The organism is Aeromonas enteropelogenes, from assembly GCF_000819845.1.
Classification (GTDB): Bacteria; Pseudomonadota; Gammaproteobacteria; order Enterobacterales; family Aeromonadaceae; genus Aeromonas; species Aeromonas enteropelogenes.
Genome location: NZ_CDCG01000044.1, coordinates 31162 through 46035, shown reverse-complemented (window position 1 = coordinate 46035; position 14874 = coordinate 31162). Strand labels below are relative to the sequence as shown.

Here is a 14874-nt window from a genome sequence, read left to right as displayed (position 1 = left end):
ATCACGCCGCAGCTATGGATGAAGATCCCGCTTCTGCAATTTACGCCGCAGGGAGCATAACCAAGGTGCCGGAAGAATACCAAAGATGGTGGGCTGCAGGCCCGGAGAAAGGAGAAGTGACAGAGAGAAAAATGGTCCCTGAAAAGGGACCAAAAGGAACACTCATATCAAAATATCAAAACTAACACTCTGTGCTACTGACAAAAAACAGATACAGGAGTATTGAACACACGGTGAGTCAAACCGCAGGGCTACTTTAATGCGTTTCGGATAAGCCAGGCAATTGTCACTTATGACAGGTCATCGATTAAATCAAACTCAATCAAGTCCTAAAAATCGTTTTCTTACAGTGAGTTACAAACGGCAACCTCAAATCTGATACATCAGTCTCAAGTTGATTCTGCTAATGCGCTAAGATGACGCAACCCATTTGCGTCTCGTCCAATCTGGCAGGTAACCCGTGTTACGCATTTCTCCCCTCTGGATCAGCTTGCTGCTGTTTGCCACCCCCCTCATGATCAGCCAACCCCTCAGCCCCTGGTTCAGCGATCTCGTGGCACGCCACCTGCTCGAGCAAAAAGCCGGGGAGATCAGGGAGGCGATAAGGGCACGCCACCAGATTCTGGATACTGCGCTCAGTGCCCAGTTGCAGCAATTCCACTTCGATTGCGGCAAGCAAGACATGGCCCTGCTGCGGGATCCCCGCTTTTACAGTACCCACCTGCGCCTGCAGGGACTGGAGCTGGCGTCCGGTATCAGCTGCTCCAGCCTGGGGCCTGGCCTCTCCCTCATCAGCGAGGCAAAGCGCAGCGGCAAGCTGCCAGGCAAAGCGGGCCTGACCGTCACTGCGGCCTATGACGACACGGAACAGGAGCTGATCGCCTATTACCATGTCAAAGACAACATCGTTTACTGGGTGCTGGACAACAGCTGGAGCCACGATCTGCTGCAACACCCCTGCCCCCAGTGTTTCTACCTCGAGTTCAGCCAGCGAGACCCCGCCGCACCCCCCATGATCCTCCCCCGCGGCGACAAGTCCATCAAGGCGGAACCGGACAACCGCTGCCTGAGCTTCCAGGAAACGGGCGCTCTCACCAAGCAGACCGTCTGGGCTGGAAAAACCCTCGCCCACTACGCCCTGCTCCAGACCCGGCAATATGCCCTCTGGCTCGGCTGCGCACTGGGCCTCCTGTTCAACGCCACCTACTGGTTGCTGCGCAGCTACCGCCACTCTCTGAAGGGAATGTTGCAAAATGGTGTGACACGGCGGGAGTTCATCCCCTTCTACCAACCCATAGTGGACAGTCGCAGCCAGCAGGTGGTCGGCTTCGAGGCGCTGCTGCGCTGGCAACACAGGGGAGAGTTGCTGCCACCGGGTACCTTCATCGACTATGCGGAGGCCCAGGGGCTGATCCTGCCGATGACCGAACAACTGCTGGAGCAGGTGCTCCGCGATCTGCCACAGCTGGCCGAGGGGCAGTGGGTCAGCGTCAACCTGGTGGCGGCCCATATCGAACGCCCCCTGCTGCGCAACCTGCTGCTACAGCACGATACCCCCTTTCCCGACCGCCTGCTCTTCGAGCTGACCGAACGCAAACCCATCACCAATATCCAGGCGGCGACTCACGAGATCACCGCGCTGCATCAGATGGGTTATCGCTTCAAGCTGGACGACTTCGGTACCGGCTACGGCGGCTTTGCCTATCTGCAGCGGCTGGGGATCCGCCAGATCAAGATCGACAAGATGTTCGTCGATACCATAGGCACCCACGACCTCAAGCGCAGCGTGCTGGATGCCATCATCGCCTCGGGCCGGGAGTCTGGCATGGAGATGATTGCGGAAGGGGTGGAAACCCAGCTTCAGGCCGATTACCTGAGCCAGAGAGGCGTCTATCTGCTGCAGGGATATCTGTTCGCCAAACCCATTCCCCTGTCGGCCCTGCTGCGCTGGCAGGAGGAGTGGCTGCTTGATCATCCCCAGGGAGGGGAACATGCAGCCTGATCCTTCTTCGTCGGCTCGTGGCCTCCGCACCGCGAGCCACTCTTCCCTCTTCACTCCACACAGTTACATTTCGCAACAAAATGATCCCGCTCCAGTGACGGACAGCCTTTATCATACCGGGCCAACTCACGCGCAACCGGCCGTTGCGCGCCTGTTTCCCCGGTCATACGACCCCCCGCAAGAGGACCCTTGCCCATGAAGTCATTTATCCGGCAAGAGATTGCCCTGCCCGTCGGCCTGCTGACCCTGCTCTTTTTCAAGACGGCAGGCAGCGACCTGCTGACAGAGACAACGCCGCTCGGGCTCTATCTGCCGGTGTCACTGGGGCTGCTGGCCGTCGTCACCTGGGCCATCTTCTCCGTGGTGCGCCACTCCGATGCCCTCGCCATCAAGCTTGGCGAGCCCTTCGGTACCCTGATCCTGACTCTGTCGGTCATATCGCTGGAGGTGGTGATGATCTCCTCGGTGATGCTGACCGGTGAACCCAACCCCACCATGGCCCGCGACACCATGTTTGCGGTGGTGATGCTGGTGACCAACGGTCTGGTGGGCTTCACCCTGCTGTTTGGCGGCTGGCGCTACCACACCCAGAACTTCAATCTGGACGGAATCAAATCCTATCTGGTGGCCATCATTCCTCTGGCCCTGCTCTGCCTGGTGCTGCCCAACTTCACCGAGGGAGGCAACGCCGGCAGTCTGTCACGCGCCATGTCCTGGATGCTGATCATCGTCTCCGTGCTGCTCTACGGGGTCTTTCTGCTGATCCAGACCCGCAGCCACAGCCACTTCTTCGTCGATGGCGACCACGCGGATCACGAGGAGCACCATGGCCCGCTGAAGAGCAACGTCTACCACACCCTGCTGCTGCTGGCCTACCTGGTGGTGGTGATCCTGCTGGCCAAGACGCTGGCCATCCCCATCAACCACGGGGTACAGGTGATGGAGGCCCCGGCGGCATTGGGCGGCTTCATCGTCGCCTGTATCGTGCTGGCCCCCGAGGCGGTGGGCGCCATCAAGGCGGCCTTCAACAACCAACTGCAACGGGCCATGAACCTCTATTTCGGTTCCGTGCTGGCCACCATCGCCCTCACAGTGCCGGCCGTGCTCTTTATTGGTTCCCTGATGGGACAGGAGGTGCGCCTGGGGCTCGCCCCTGCCGATATGGTGCTGCTGGTCACCACCCTGATGGTGTGCAAGGTCACCTTCAGCAGCGGCCGCACCCACGCCCTGCACGGGGCTACCCACCTGGTGCTGTTCGTGGTTTATCTGTTTCTGATGTTCGAGCACAGCTGACACCGTGCCCCGGATATGAAAAAGACCGCCCGATAGGCGGTCTTTTGTTATGAGCGGAGTGACCGCTTAGAGGCTGGGCAACATGCCGGCCGGCAGCAGATCGTTGTAGCTGGCGGTGCCAAGCAGGCTCGCCGCCGCCTCGATGTCCGGGGCGAAGTACCTGTCCTTGTCGTAGAAGGGCACGTGGGCGCGCAGGCGTCCCTTGGCCGCTTCCACCCCTTCACTGGCGCGCAGCGGGGCACGGAAATCCAGCCCCTGGGCGGCAGCCAGCAGCTCGACCGCCAGGATGCCGCGGGTATTCTCGGCCATGTCCGCCAGCCGGCGACCGGCGAAGGTGGCCATGGAGACGTGGTCTTCCTGGTTGGCGGAGGTGGGCAGGCTGTCCACCGAGGCCGGGTGGGCCAGGGTCTTGTTCTCGGAGGCGAGCGCCGCCGAGGTGACCTGGGCGATCATAAAGCCGGAATTCACGCCCCCATTGTTGACCAGGAAGGGGGGGAGGCCCGACATGCGCGAGTCGATGAGCAGGGCCATGCGACGCTCGGACAGGGAGCCGATCTCGGCGATGGCCAGCGCCAGGTTGTCGGCGGCGAAAGCCACGGGTTCTGCGTGGAAGTTGCCACCGGAAATGATCTCCTCGTCATCGGCAAACACCAAGGGGTTGTCGGAGACCGAGTTGGCCTCGCACACCAGTACCTCGGCGGCCTGGCGGATCTGGGTCAGGCAGGCGCCCATCACCTGGGGCTGGCAGCGCAGGGAGTAGGGATCCTGCACCTTCTCGCAGTTGTGGTGGGACATGCCGATCTCGCTGAGATCCCCGAGCAGGTGGCGGTAGCAGGTGGCCGCGTCTTCTTGCCCGCGCTGGCCGCGCACCGCGTGGATGCGGGCATCGAACGGACGGCGGCTGCCCAGCGCCGCCTCGACGCTCATGGCGCCGATGACGGTGGCACCGGCGAACAGATCCTCGGCGTGGAACAGCCCCTCCAGGGCAAAGGCGGTGCTCGCCTGGGTGCCGTTAAGCAGGGCCAGTCCCTCTTTCGGCGCCAGGGCGATGGGCTCAAGCCCGGCGATGCGCAGGGCCTCTGCCGCGGCGATCTCGCGCCCGTCGTGGCGGGCCTTGCCTTCACCGATCAACAGGCAGCTCATATGGGCCAGGGGAGCCAGGTCGCCGGAGGCACCGACGGAGCCCTTCTTCGGCACCAGGGGATAGACGCCGGCGTTGACCAGCTTCATCAGGGCCTCGAGCACCAGGGGGCGGATGCCGGAGAAGCCACGGGCGAGCGAGTTGAGTTTGAGCACCATCATCAGGCGCACGGTGGCGTCGGACATGTACTCGCCGATGCCGGCGGCATGGGAGAGCACGATGGAGCGCTGCAGCTCGTCGAGCTGATCCACCGGGATCCGGGTGTTGGCCAGAAGACCAAAGCCGGTGTTGATGCCGTACACCACGCGGCCCTGTTCGATCACCCGGGAGACGGTGTCGGCGGAAGCCTGGATCGCCGGCAGGGCGGCCGGGTTCAGGGAGAGGTGGACCGGCTCACGGCTGACGCGGCGCAGGGTGGCGAGATCCAGCTCGCCCGGGGTAATGGTCAGTTCAAACATCTTGGTTCACCTTCTTGACGCCGTCGGCGCCGTCGATCATCGGCAGATCCAGCCCCTGCTCGCGGGCACATTCGATGGCAATCTCGTAACCGGCGTCGGCGTGACGCATCACCCCGGTACCCGGGTCGTTGCGCAGCACCCGGCCGACGCGGCGAGCCGCATCATCGCTACCGTCACAGACGATCACCACACCGGAGTGCTGGGAGAAGCCCATGCCGACCCCGCCACCGTGGTGCAGCGACACCCAGGTCGCGCCGCCTGCTGTGTTGAGCAGGGCGTTGAGCAGCGGCCAGTCGGAGACGGCGTCGGAGCCGTCCATCATGGACTCGGTCTCGCGGTTCGGGCTCGCCACCGAGCCCGAATCCAGGTGGTCGCGGCCGATGACGATGGGGGCTTTCAGTTCACCGTTTCTCACCATCTCGTTGAAGGCCAGTCCCAGACGTACCCGATCTTTCAGGCCGACCCAGCAGATCCGTGCCGGCAGGCCCTGGAAGGCGATGCGCTCACGGGCCATGTCGAGCCAGTTGTGCAGGTGGGGATCGTCCGGGATCAGCTCCTTGACCTTCTGATCGGTCTTGTAGATATCTTCCGGATCGCCGGAGAGGGCCACCCAGCGGAACGGGCCGATTCCCTGGCAGAACAGCGGACGGATATAGGCCGGGACGAAGCCGGGGAAGTCGAAGGCGTGCTCGACCCCCTCCTCCAGCGCCATCTGGCGGATGTTATTCCCATAGTCGAGCGTGGCGGCGCCGCGGGCCTGCAGGGCCAGCATGGCCTCGACCTGGCGCGCCATGGAGCGGCGAGCGGCCACGTTAACCTCTTGCGGCGCGCTCTGTTGCAGGTCGCGCCACTGGGCCACGCTCCAGCCCTGGGGCAGGTAGCCGTGGATCGGGTCGTGGGCGGAGGTCTGGTCGGTCACCACGTCCGGGGTGATGCCACGGGCCACCAATTCTGCGAACACGTCGGCGGCGTTGCCGAGCAGGCCGACCGAGACAGCGCTGCCGCTCTGCTTCGCCTCTTCGACCATGGCCAGCGCCTCATCCAGGGTGTGGGCCTTCTTGTCGACGTAGCGGGTGCGCAGGCGGAAATCGATGCGAGTCTCGTCGCACTCCACGGCGATCATGGAGAAGCCGGCCATGGTGGCCGCCAGGGGCTGGGCGCCGCCCATGCCGCCGAGGCCCCCGGTCAGGATCCAGCGCCCCTTCGGCTCGCCGTTGAAGTGCTGGTTGGCCACCGCGAAGAAGGTCTCGTAGGTGCCCTGCACTATGCCCTGGGTGCCGATGTAGATCCAGGAGCCGGCGGTCATCTGGCCGTACATCATCAAGCCCTTCTTATCGAGCTCGTTGAAGTGCTCCCAGTTGGCCCAGTGCGGTACCAGGTTGGAGTTGGCGATCAGCACCCGCGGGGCGTCCTTGTGGGTCTGGAACACCCCCGCCGGCTTGCCCGACTGCACCAGCAGGGTCTGGTCGTCCTCGAGGCGAGTCAGCACCTCGACGATCTTGTCGTAGCAGGCCCAGTTGCGAGCGGCGCGGCCGATGCCACCGTACACCACCAGAGACTGGGGATGCTCCGCCACGTCCGGATCCAGGTTGTTCATCAACATGCGCAGGGGCGCTTCGGTGAGCCAGCTCTTGGCGGTCAGTTTGCTGCCGTGCGGGGCGCGGATCACGCGGCTCGGGTCCGTTCTGGAATCAGAGCGGGGATCCTGGTGTTGCAGGGACATAGACACTCCTTGTGTATGGATTCGGTCACTACTTGGTTAACTGGTGGACCAGACGGGCCGCCACGCGGGCGCTGCAGCTGTCGAGATCCAGGTTCGGGTTGTACTCGGCCAGATCGGCGAGCCTGAGCTTGCCGCTGGCCCGGATATGGGCGATGAGCGGTTCGATGACCGCCAACTCCACGCCGCGGGCGGCAGGGGCGCTCACCCCCGGCATGACGGCGGCGGGCAGCACGTCGAGATCGATGGTGAGATAGAGGTGATCGCAGCGGGCGATAAAGGCATCCAGCCCCGCCAGCAGGACAGGCAGCTCGCTCTGGGTCATGGCCTCATCCAGCACGTGCCACACCCCCAACGTTTGCGCTCTGGCAAAAAGAGCCGCGGTATTGGCCGTCTCGGCCACCCCGAGGCAGGCATAGATAAAGGGCGAGCCTTGCGCCGCGCACTGCTCGGCGATCTGGAAGAAGGGGGTGCCGGAACTCGCCTGTTCCTGTTTCATGCGCAGGTCGAAGTGGGCGTCCAGGTTGATGATGCCCATACTGCCCTTGCCATCAAGATGGCGGTTGAGGCCACTCCAGCTGCCGAAGGCCACCTCGTGGCCGCCCCCCAGCACCAGCGGGAAGTGGCCCTGCTCCAGGGCCGCGGCGACCCGCTCGGCCAGCCGGCCGTGGGCGGCATCGAGATCCCCGTCCTCGCAGCGCACGTCGCCACCGTCGTAGACGGGCTGACTCAGGTGCCAGGCGGTGCTGGCGAGCAGCTTGCGGATCGCCAGCGGCGCGCCGGCGGCGCCGACCCGCCCCTTGTTGCGGCGCACCCCCTCGTCACAGGCAAAGCCGAGCAGCACCACGCCGGGCGCCTCGTCCTGCGCCTGCCAGGGCTGCGCCTCTTGCCAAGGCAGAACTTTGTCGTGCCAACGCAGGGCCAGGGCGCCGTCTTCCGGGTCCTGACGACCCTGCCATACCTGCATCTCGCTCATGCCAGACCTCCCAGGGTTTCCTGTCCTTTCACGACCCGTGCCACCAGCTGGTCGACGCCGACCTGATAGGCCAGCTCGGCCGGGTGGGCGCACGACCAAACCAGGAAGTCGGCCTCCATGCCTACCTGGAGCTGACCCAGCCCTGCTTCGCCAAGCGCCGTGGCGCCGTGACGGGTGACGCCACACAGCGCCTCCTCCGGGGTGAGACGAAACAGGGTGCAGGCCATGTTCATGGCCAGACGCAGGGAGACCAGCGGCGAAGTGCCGGGGTTGATGTCGGAGGCGACCGCGATGGGCACGCCGGCCTCGTGCAGCGCCTGCACCGGCGGCAAGGTGGTGTCGCGCAGGAAGTAGAAGGCGCCGGGCAGCAGCACCGCCACCGTGCCGCTCTCGGCCAGGGCGGCGATGCCGGCGGCATCCAGGTGTTCCAGGTGATCCACCGAGAGGGCGCGGTAGCGGGCGGCGAGCGCGCTGCCGCCCAAGTTGGAGAGCTGCTCCATGTGCCCCTTGACCGGCAGGCCGTGGGCACGGGCGGCGGCGAAGACTCGCTCGCACTGGGCCAAGTTGAAGGCGATCCCCTCGCAGAAGACGTCGACCGCGTCGGCCAGCCCCTCGGCGGCAGCGATCGGGATCAGCTGGTCGCAGATGAGATCCACCCAGCCATCCGCGTCGAACTCGGGCGGCACGGCGTGGGCCGCCAGCAAGGTGGTGCGTACCCGCACCGGCAGGGCGCGGCCAAGGCGGCGCGCGACTCGCAACATCTTGAGCTCGTCTTCCAGGGTCAGACCATAGCCGGACTTGATCTCGACCGTGGTGACCCCTTCGCGCAGCAGGCTCTTGAGCCGGGTGGCAGCAAGCGTGAACAGCTCCTCCTCGCTGGCCGCACGGGTGGCACGCACCGTGCTGAGGATGCCGCCACCCTGGCGGGCAATCTCGCTGTAGGGGACCCCCTGCAGCCGCTGCTCGAACTCGGCGGCGCGGCTGCCGGCATAGATAAGATGGGTGTGGCAGTCGATAAGACCCGGGGTCGCCAGGCGGCCCTTCATATCCTGCCAGCTCTCGGGGAAGGGCCCGGTCAGCTCGCTCATGGGGATCAGGGCGTGGATCCGGCCCGCTTTCACGCCGAGGGCGTGGGGGCCCAGAAGGTCATAGCCATTGCTCATGGTGGCGGGGATGAGGTTGATCCAGACCCGATCGCAGGCCAACAGTTCCTTGTTCATGCCAGACTCCAAATGTATATACAAATATGTATAGTCGATCGTGGGTGAAAAGGGAAGATCCTTCATCACATTTCTGTAACAGGCTTAACACAAGGGCCGAAAAGAAAAAAGCCCGCACAAGGCGGGCAAAACGAGCGTGCTATTTTGTATATACAATTAACCTATCCAGCCCAGAGCAAGGCCAAGGCGACCAGCCAGCGCAGCCAGCAGGATGCCGAGCAGAGTGCGCTGCAACCAAATGACCAGCAGCTGCCCCACTCCGATTGGGATGCGGGTGGCCAGGATGCAGGGGATGGAGGCGGAGAAGAACAACACAGTGCTCACCGACACCACGGCGGCCACATAGCGGGTCAGCAGATCCGCCTCCTTGAGCAGGATGGCCGGCAGGAACATCTCGGCCAGGCCGGCGGCGAGGGCCCGCGCCGTCTCCAGGGGCTCCCCCAGCTGCAGCAGCCAGGTCAGCGGCCAGAGCAGCCAGCCGATGACGTCGAACAGGGGGGTGTACTTGGCGAGCAGCAGGCCAAACAGCCCCACCGAGAGGATGGTGGGCACCACGGCCGCCGCCATCCGGATGCCGTCGCGCAGGTTGTCGAGCAGCTGGCGGCCGATGGGGTCGGCACCGCGGGTCTGGGCCAGCCCGGTGGCCAGCGCCATCTGCCAGCGATTGACGCCGTCGGGCAGGGGCGCCTCGGCCTCCCCCGCGTCGTCCAGCCGGCTGATGGGCGGCACCCGGGCCAGGATGGCGGTGATGAGGAAGGTTATGATCAGGGTCGACCAGAAGTAGAAGTTCCAGTGTTCCATCAGGCCGAGCGTCTTGGCCACTATGATCATGAAGGCGGCCGAAACGGTGGAGAAACCGGTGGCGATGATGGCCGCCTCGCGCACCGAGTACTTGCCGGCGGCAAACACCCGATCCGTGATGAGCAGGCCCACCGAGTAGCTGCCGACGAAGGAGGCCACCGCGTCAATGGCCGAGTGGCCCGGGGTGCGCCATAGAGGGCGCATTACCGGCTGCATCAGCACTCCGATGAACTCGAGCAGGCCGAAACCGAGCAGGAAGGTGAGCAACATGGCGCCGAGCGGGACTATGAGGCCAACCGACAGGGCCAGCTTGTCAAACAGGAAGGGCAGACGATCCGGCGTCATCAGCCAGACGGGCCCCGTGCCTGTCACGTAGAGCAGCGCCAACGCAAGACCGAGCAGCTTGAACAGGGTCAGCAGCCGGTCGATGAAGCGGCCACGCCAGCGGCCGTCAAAAAAGGGGCGAGCGGCGCCATAGGCGATCAACGCCAGGATCAGACCGACGGCCAGGGGTCGCTGCCCCATCAGGGCGCCGGCCAGGTGATCCACCAGTATGGTGCTGCGCCCCGCCAGCTCGAACGGCACGAAGAAAGCGCCGATGCCGAGCACGCTGGTGAGCAACAGCTTGAGACCGGCGCCGCCACGCGCGGTCGAGTCGAGAGTGTGTTCCGGTTCCATGATTTCCTCCCTGAGTGAACGGGCGTCCTCCGGACGCCAAAATGTATATACATTTATAGCGCCCGATGGCAGGAAGGAAATGAAAAGTTACCTTTGTGTTACAACTTCTATTCGATCCGTGTCTTGGATCTCAGTTTGTAGCGGGATCCCGGCGACAGCAGGCGGGCATAGGAGACCAGCACGCCGTCCGACCAGGTGCGCCGGTGCAGCAGCAGGCAGGGAGTATCGACCCGCACCTGCAACAGGGCGGCCTCGCCGGCGCTCGGCTGCACCGCCTCGACTACGTGCTCCATCTCGGAGAGGGGGCAGACCTGCATCAGGTAATGGTTGGGGGTCAGGGTGGTGAAGTCCTGCTCCCCGTAGCCCGGCAGGCGTTCGGCGTCGACGAAGCGCTCCTCGAGCTGCAGCGGCTCGTCGTCGGCCTGATGGACGATCAGGCTGTGGAAGATGGGGGCGCCGACCCGAAGGCCAAGCTGCACCGCCACCTTCTCATCCGCCTTCTGCCGCTCCAGCCGGATCACCCGGCTGCCGTGGCGGGCACCACGCTCGGTGATCTCGTCCGCGATGTTGCGGATCTCGAGCAGTGGCGACTCGGTGCGCCTGTCCGCCACAAAGCTGCCGGATCCCGCGGTGCGCACCAGCCACCCCTCGGCCGTCAGCTCGCGCAGGGCCTTGTTGACCGTCATCCGGCTGACGCCGAACTGATCGCACAAGGCCGCCTCGGTCGGGATCTTGTCTCCCGCCTGATAGTGGCGTTCGCGGATCCCGTCCAGGATATGTTGCTTTATCTGCAGGTAGAGGGCTGGAGCCAAGGTCGGATCCTCAGCGGCGGCGGTGCGGCGGACGCATGTCCGGCCAGGCGCGGTAGACGTCCGGGATCTGCTCGGGACCGCTGATGCAGAGATCGAGATCGTGCAGCAAACCGTCCTTGATGCCGTAGATCCAGCCATGTACCGCCAGCTCCTGACCCTTGCGCCAGGCGTTCTGGATGATGGTGGTATGGCAGACGTTGGCCACCTGCTCGGCCACGTTCAGCTCGCACAGATAGTCGAAGCGCTCATGCTCGTCGTCGATGGCATCGAGCTGTTCGCTGTATTTGAAGTAGACGTCCTTGATGTTGCGCAGCCAGTTGTCGATGAGCCCCAACTCCTGGTTCTGCATCGCCGCCTTGACGCCACCACAGCCGTAGTGGCCGCAGACGATGATGTGCTTCACCTTGAGCACCTCGACCGCATATTGCAGCACGGACAGACAGTTGAAGTCGGTGTGCACCACCAGGTTGGCGACGTTGCGATGGACGAACACATCCCCCGGCAACAGTCCCATCAGCTGGTTCGCCGGCACCCGGCTGTCGGAGCAGCCGATCCAGAGGTATTCCGGCGCCTGCTGGGCGGAGAGTGTGGCGAAGAAATCGGGATCTTCGGCCTTGATCCGCTCGGCCCACTCGCGGTTATTGGTAAACAGATCGTTCAACAGTTTCACTTCTGCTCTCCATTATTTGGCAGTGGCGGCAACATAACACACCCATGGGTAACCTGGGCAAGCCTCAACAGATCCGGCCTGATACAAAAACAGGGCCATTAGGCCCTGTTTTCAATGACGGAGGCATCAGGCCTCCATGGCATCCTTCAATTTCTTGAGGGCGTTCTTCTCAAGCTGACGCACGCGCTCGGCGGAGACGCCGTAGGTATCGGCCAGCTCCTGCAGCGTGGTTTTGCTCTCGTCGTCCAGCCAGCGGGCGCGGATGATGTGCTGGCTGCGCTCGTCCAGAGTGGCGAGGGCGGAACTCAGGCGACGGATCGCGTGATCGTCCCAGTTGTCGTTCTCGATGGTGGCGGCCAGATCGGAGGATTTGTCCTCCAGATAGTGGACGGGAGCGAAGCCACCCTCTTCGTCATCATCGCCGACCAGATCGAACGCCTGATCATAGTTGCTCATGCGCGCTTCCATCTCGGTCACGTCGCTGGCGGAGACGCCAAGATCGGCGGCCACGGCCTGCACCTCTTCGTGGTTCAGCCAGCCCAGACGTTTCTTGGACTTGCGCAGGTTGAAGAAGAGCTTGCGCTGGGCCTTGGTGGTAGCCACCTTGACCATGCGCCAGTTGCGCAGAACATACTCGTGAATTTCGGCCTTGATCCAGTGCACGGCGAAGGAGACCAGACGCACACCCACGCTCGGGTCGAAGCGCTTGACCGCCTTCATCAGACCGATATTGCCTTCCTGAACCAGGTCAGCCTGGGGCAGGCCGTAACCGGCATAACTCTTGGCCACGTGAACGACAAAACGCAGGTGCGACATAACCAGCTGACGAGCAGCCTCGAGATCGCCATCCTGCTGCAAACGCTCAGCCAGCTCACGCTCTTCCTCTGCGCTCAGCACCGGAATCGAGTTAACTGCCTGGATATAGCCTTCCAGACTACCTTGCGGAATCAAAGCCATAGTGCGCTGCAATGAAGTTCCCATCTGTTACCTCTTACTTTTCAATCAAATCAGTCTAACACCCTGAGAGGGTCTGTCTACTGACCGGACGTCATTCTGCGGCTTGCATCATACATCAAACCCAGTTTCAGACTGGGTTATCTTAGGCCGGCAGGATGAATCATGAATGAACAGTCAAAAAAAGGGGGTCACAATCAAGGACCCCCGAAAAGTAGCATGCTAAGTCCATTGTTGCGGAGCTCGCAACCTTCACATGCTTGCCAAGTCAGACGAGCAAGGCATAGGGGCCATACCCGTATAAATGCTTCAGCTTGATAGACCGTTTATAGTGCAGAAGGTTCACTGGATCCCGCGAAGATCCCGGGGATCATTATTACCCAGAATACTCTGACAATGCGGTCCGAGCTAGAAAAGGCCACTCTTTTACTTGATCCAGTTCGCAAAATCCAGTGATTTACTTTGATGATAAATTAATCAGGACGGTTCTATGTCGCGAATGTGGCGATGAACCGAAAACCAGGAGGCGATCAGCCCCAGCAAAGCCCCGAGCAGTATGAGGTTGAAACCGTCAAACGCCCCCATTCCCACCAGCCGGAAGTTGCTGTTGTAAAGCCCCGCCAGCTCCTTCACCACCCCTTCGCTCCAGATCACCATCACCTCGGTCAGCCACCAGGCCAGCATGCCACCGATGACGCCAAACCAGATGCCGGTATAAAGGAAGGGACGATGAATAAAGGAGTCAGTCGCCCCCACCAGCTTGAGCACCTCGATCTCGGATCGCTGGTTGAGGATATTGAGGCGCAGGGTGTTGCCGACGATCAGCAGCACGGCTGAGAGCAGCAGCACGGCAATGCCGGTGATGGTGTGGCGCAGCAGGTTCATGATCCCCTGTAGCCGGGTCAGCCACTGCAGATCCAGCTTGCCCTGCTCCACCCCGTTTTCGTTGTTGAGCTTGCCGAGTAGCTCGGCGGCCCCTTCCGGATTCTGCCAGCGGGGATCCGGGATCACGCTCAGCACCGGCGGCAGCGGGTTGCTGTCGAGGTAATCAAGCGCATCGCCGAAACCGGAGATCTCGCGAAACTCCCTGAGCGCATCGTCCCGGCTCAGATAGGTCACCGAGTCCACCTCGGGATAGAGCAGGATCCGCTGCTGCAGATCGAGGATGCTCTGCTCAGGCAGGTCCTTGCGCAAATAGAGGGAGATCTGGGAGCTGTTCTGCCAGCTTCCCTCTACTATCTCGGCGTTTTTCAGCAGCACGTGGAAGCAGGAAGGCAGCGCCAGGCTGACCCCCAGCACTGCCAGCGTCATCAGGGAAGCGAGCGGATTGCGCCACAGCTCCCCCAGGCTGGCGAAAGCCTGGCGCACATGATCCACGCCATACATCATCAGGCGGCGCAGCGGTGGCTGTTTATGACGAACGATAGCCATATCAGAGCTCCTCCCCTTGCGAATACATGCGACCCGCCTTGAGGGTCAGGGTGCGGTAGCGCATGCGGGCGATGAGGCCGAGATCGTGAGTGGCAATCAGCACCGACACCCCGAAGCGGTTGAACTCCTCGAACAGCCGCATGATGTCCATGGAGAGCTGGGGATCCAGGTTGCCGGTCGGCTCGTCCGCCAGCAGCAGTGGTGGCTTGTTGACGATGGCGCGGGCGATCCCCACCCGCTGCTGCTCACCACCGGACAGCATGCGCGGCTGGTAACGCTCCTTGCCGAGCAGCCCCACCTTGTCGAGGGCTGCAGCGACCCGCTTGTTGATATCGGCGTGGCTGTAGCCATCGATCACCAGCGGCAGGGCCACGTTGTCGAACACGGTTCTGTCCATCAGCAGGCGGTGATCCTGGAAGATCATGCCGATCTGGCGGCGCACATAGGGGATCTGGCTGCGCTGGATGTGGCTGACATCGTCGCCATGAAAGAAAACGCGACCATCGGTCGGTCGCTCCATCACACTGATCAGTTTCAGGAGGGTGCTCTTGCCCGCTCCCGAGTGCCCGGTCAGGAAAGCCATCTCCCCCTTGCGCAGGTGAAAGCTGACCTTCTGCAGCGCCTGATGACCGCCGCTGTATACCTTGCTGACCTTGTCAAAACGAATCATAACGGTTCCCTGACATTGACAAGCCCCGACCTGGGCCGGGGCATGCTG

13 protein-coding genes are annotated in these 14874 nt (G+C 63.0%); 3 read left to right on the top strand and 10 right to left on the bottom strand.

Translation table 11 applies throughout. The features are described 5' to 3' along the window. Positions 1–14: 14 nt before the first annotated feature. The 3 genes from BN1123_RS21540 (at position 15) to BN1123_RS18965 (ending at position 3295) form a co-directional block, all read left to right on the top strand. Positions 15–185: a hypothetical protein gene (locus BN1123_RS21540; RefSeq protein WP_156130737.1), complete on the top strand. Its 171-nt coding sequence runs from the start codon at positions 15–17 to the stop codon at positions 183–185. Positions 186–514: 329 nt separating this feature from the next. Continuing rightward, positions 515–2002: an EAL domain-containing protein gene (locus tag BN1123_RS18970; protein WP_042029095.1), complete on the top strand. Its 1488-nt coding sequence runs from the start codon at positions 515–517 to the stop codon at positions 2000–2002. 195 nt (positions 2003–2197) lie between these two features. Further along, the gene (locus tag BN1123_RS18965; protein WP_042029014.1) at positions 2198–3295 is read left to right on the top strand and encodes a calcium:cation antiporter; all 1098 of its coding nucleotides are present in this window, start codon (positions 2198–2200) and stop codon (positions 3293–3295) included. A 66-nt stretch (positions 3296–3361) separates the two neighbouring features. Here BN1123_RS18965 and hutH read toward each other — a convergent pair whose 3' ends face one another. The 10 genes from hutH to ftsE all read right to left on the bottom strand — a co-directional run bounded on the left by hutH (position 3362) and on the right by ftsE (position 14826). Further along, positions 3362–4894: a histidine ammonia-lyase gene (gene hutH, locus BN1123_RS18960; protein ID WP_042029013.1), complete on the bottom strand. Its 1533-nt coding sequence runs from the start codon at positions 4892–4894 to the stop codon at positions 3362–3364. Next, the gene (gene hutU / locus BN1123_RS18955) at positions 4887–6617 is read right to left on the bottom strand and encodes a urocanate hydratase (protein WP_042029011.1); all 1731 of its coding nucleotides are present in this window, start codon (positions 6615–6617) and stop codon (positions 4887–4889) included. Before hutU ends, hutH begins: the two co-directional genes overlap by 8 nt. 28 nt (positions 6618–6645) lie before the next feature. Next, positions 6646–7590 carry a formimidoylglutamase gene (gene hutG, locus BN1123_RS18950; protein ID WP_042029010.1) on the bottom strand — a complete coding sequence of 315 codons (945 nt, stop codon included), beginning with the start codon at positions 7588–7590 and terminating at the stop codon, positions 6646–6648. Continuing rightward, positions 7587–8810, bottom strand: coding sequence for an imidazolonepropionase (gene hutI / locus BN1123_RS18945; protein WP_042029008.1), 1224 nt, complete (start codon positions 8808–8810; stop codon positions 7587–7589). Before hutI ends, hutG begins: the two co-directional genes overlap by 4 nt. A gap of 156 nt (positions 8811–8966) precedes the next feature. Continuing rightward, the gene (locus tag BN1123_RS18940; RefSeq protein ID WP_042029006.1) at positions 8967–10289 is read right to left on the bottom strand and encodes a YjiH family protein; all 1323 of its coding nucleotides are present in this window, start codon (positions 10287–10289) and stop codon (positions 8967–8969) included. Positions 10290–10396: 107 nt separating this feature from the next. Beyond that, on the bottom strand, positions 10397–11101 hold the full coding sequence (gene hutC / locus BN1123_RS18935) for a histidine utilization repressor (RefSeq protein ID WP_042029005.1): 705 nt from the start codon (positions 11099–11101) through the stop codon (positions 10397–10399). Between the two features lie 10 nt (positions 11102–11111). After that, positions 11112–11771 carry a carbonate dehydratase gene (gene can, locus BN1123_RS18930; protein ID WP_026457132.1) on the bottom strand — a complete coding sequence of 220 codons (660 nt, stop codon included), beginning with the start codon at positions 11769–11771 and terminating at the stop codon, positions 11112–11114. Between the two features lie 126 nt (positions 11772–11897). Further along, on the bottom strand, positions 11898–12752 hold the full coding sequence (gene rpoH / locus BN1123_RS18925) for an RNA polymerase sigma factor RpoH (protein WP_042029003.1): 855 nt from the start codon (positions 12750–12752) through the stop codon (positions 11898–11900). A gap of 450 nt (positions 12753–13202) precedes the next feature. Further along, positions 13203–14156 (bottom strand): permease-like cell division protein FtsX, encoded by a 954-nt coding sequence (gene ftsX / locus BN1123_RS18920; protein WP_026457130.1) that lies wholly within the window; start codon positions 14154–14156, stop codon positions 13203–13205. Between the two features lies 1 nt (position 14157). Then, positions 14158–14826, bottom strand: a complete 669-nt coding sequence (ftsE, locus tag BN1123_RS18915) for a cell division ATP-binding protein FtsE (RefSeq protein WP_026457129.1) — start codon at positions 14824–14826, stop codon at positions 14158–14160. Positions 14827–14874 lie beyond the last annotated feature (48 nt).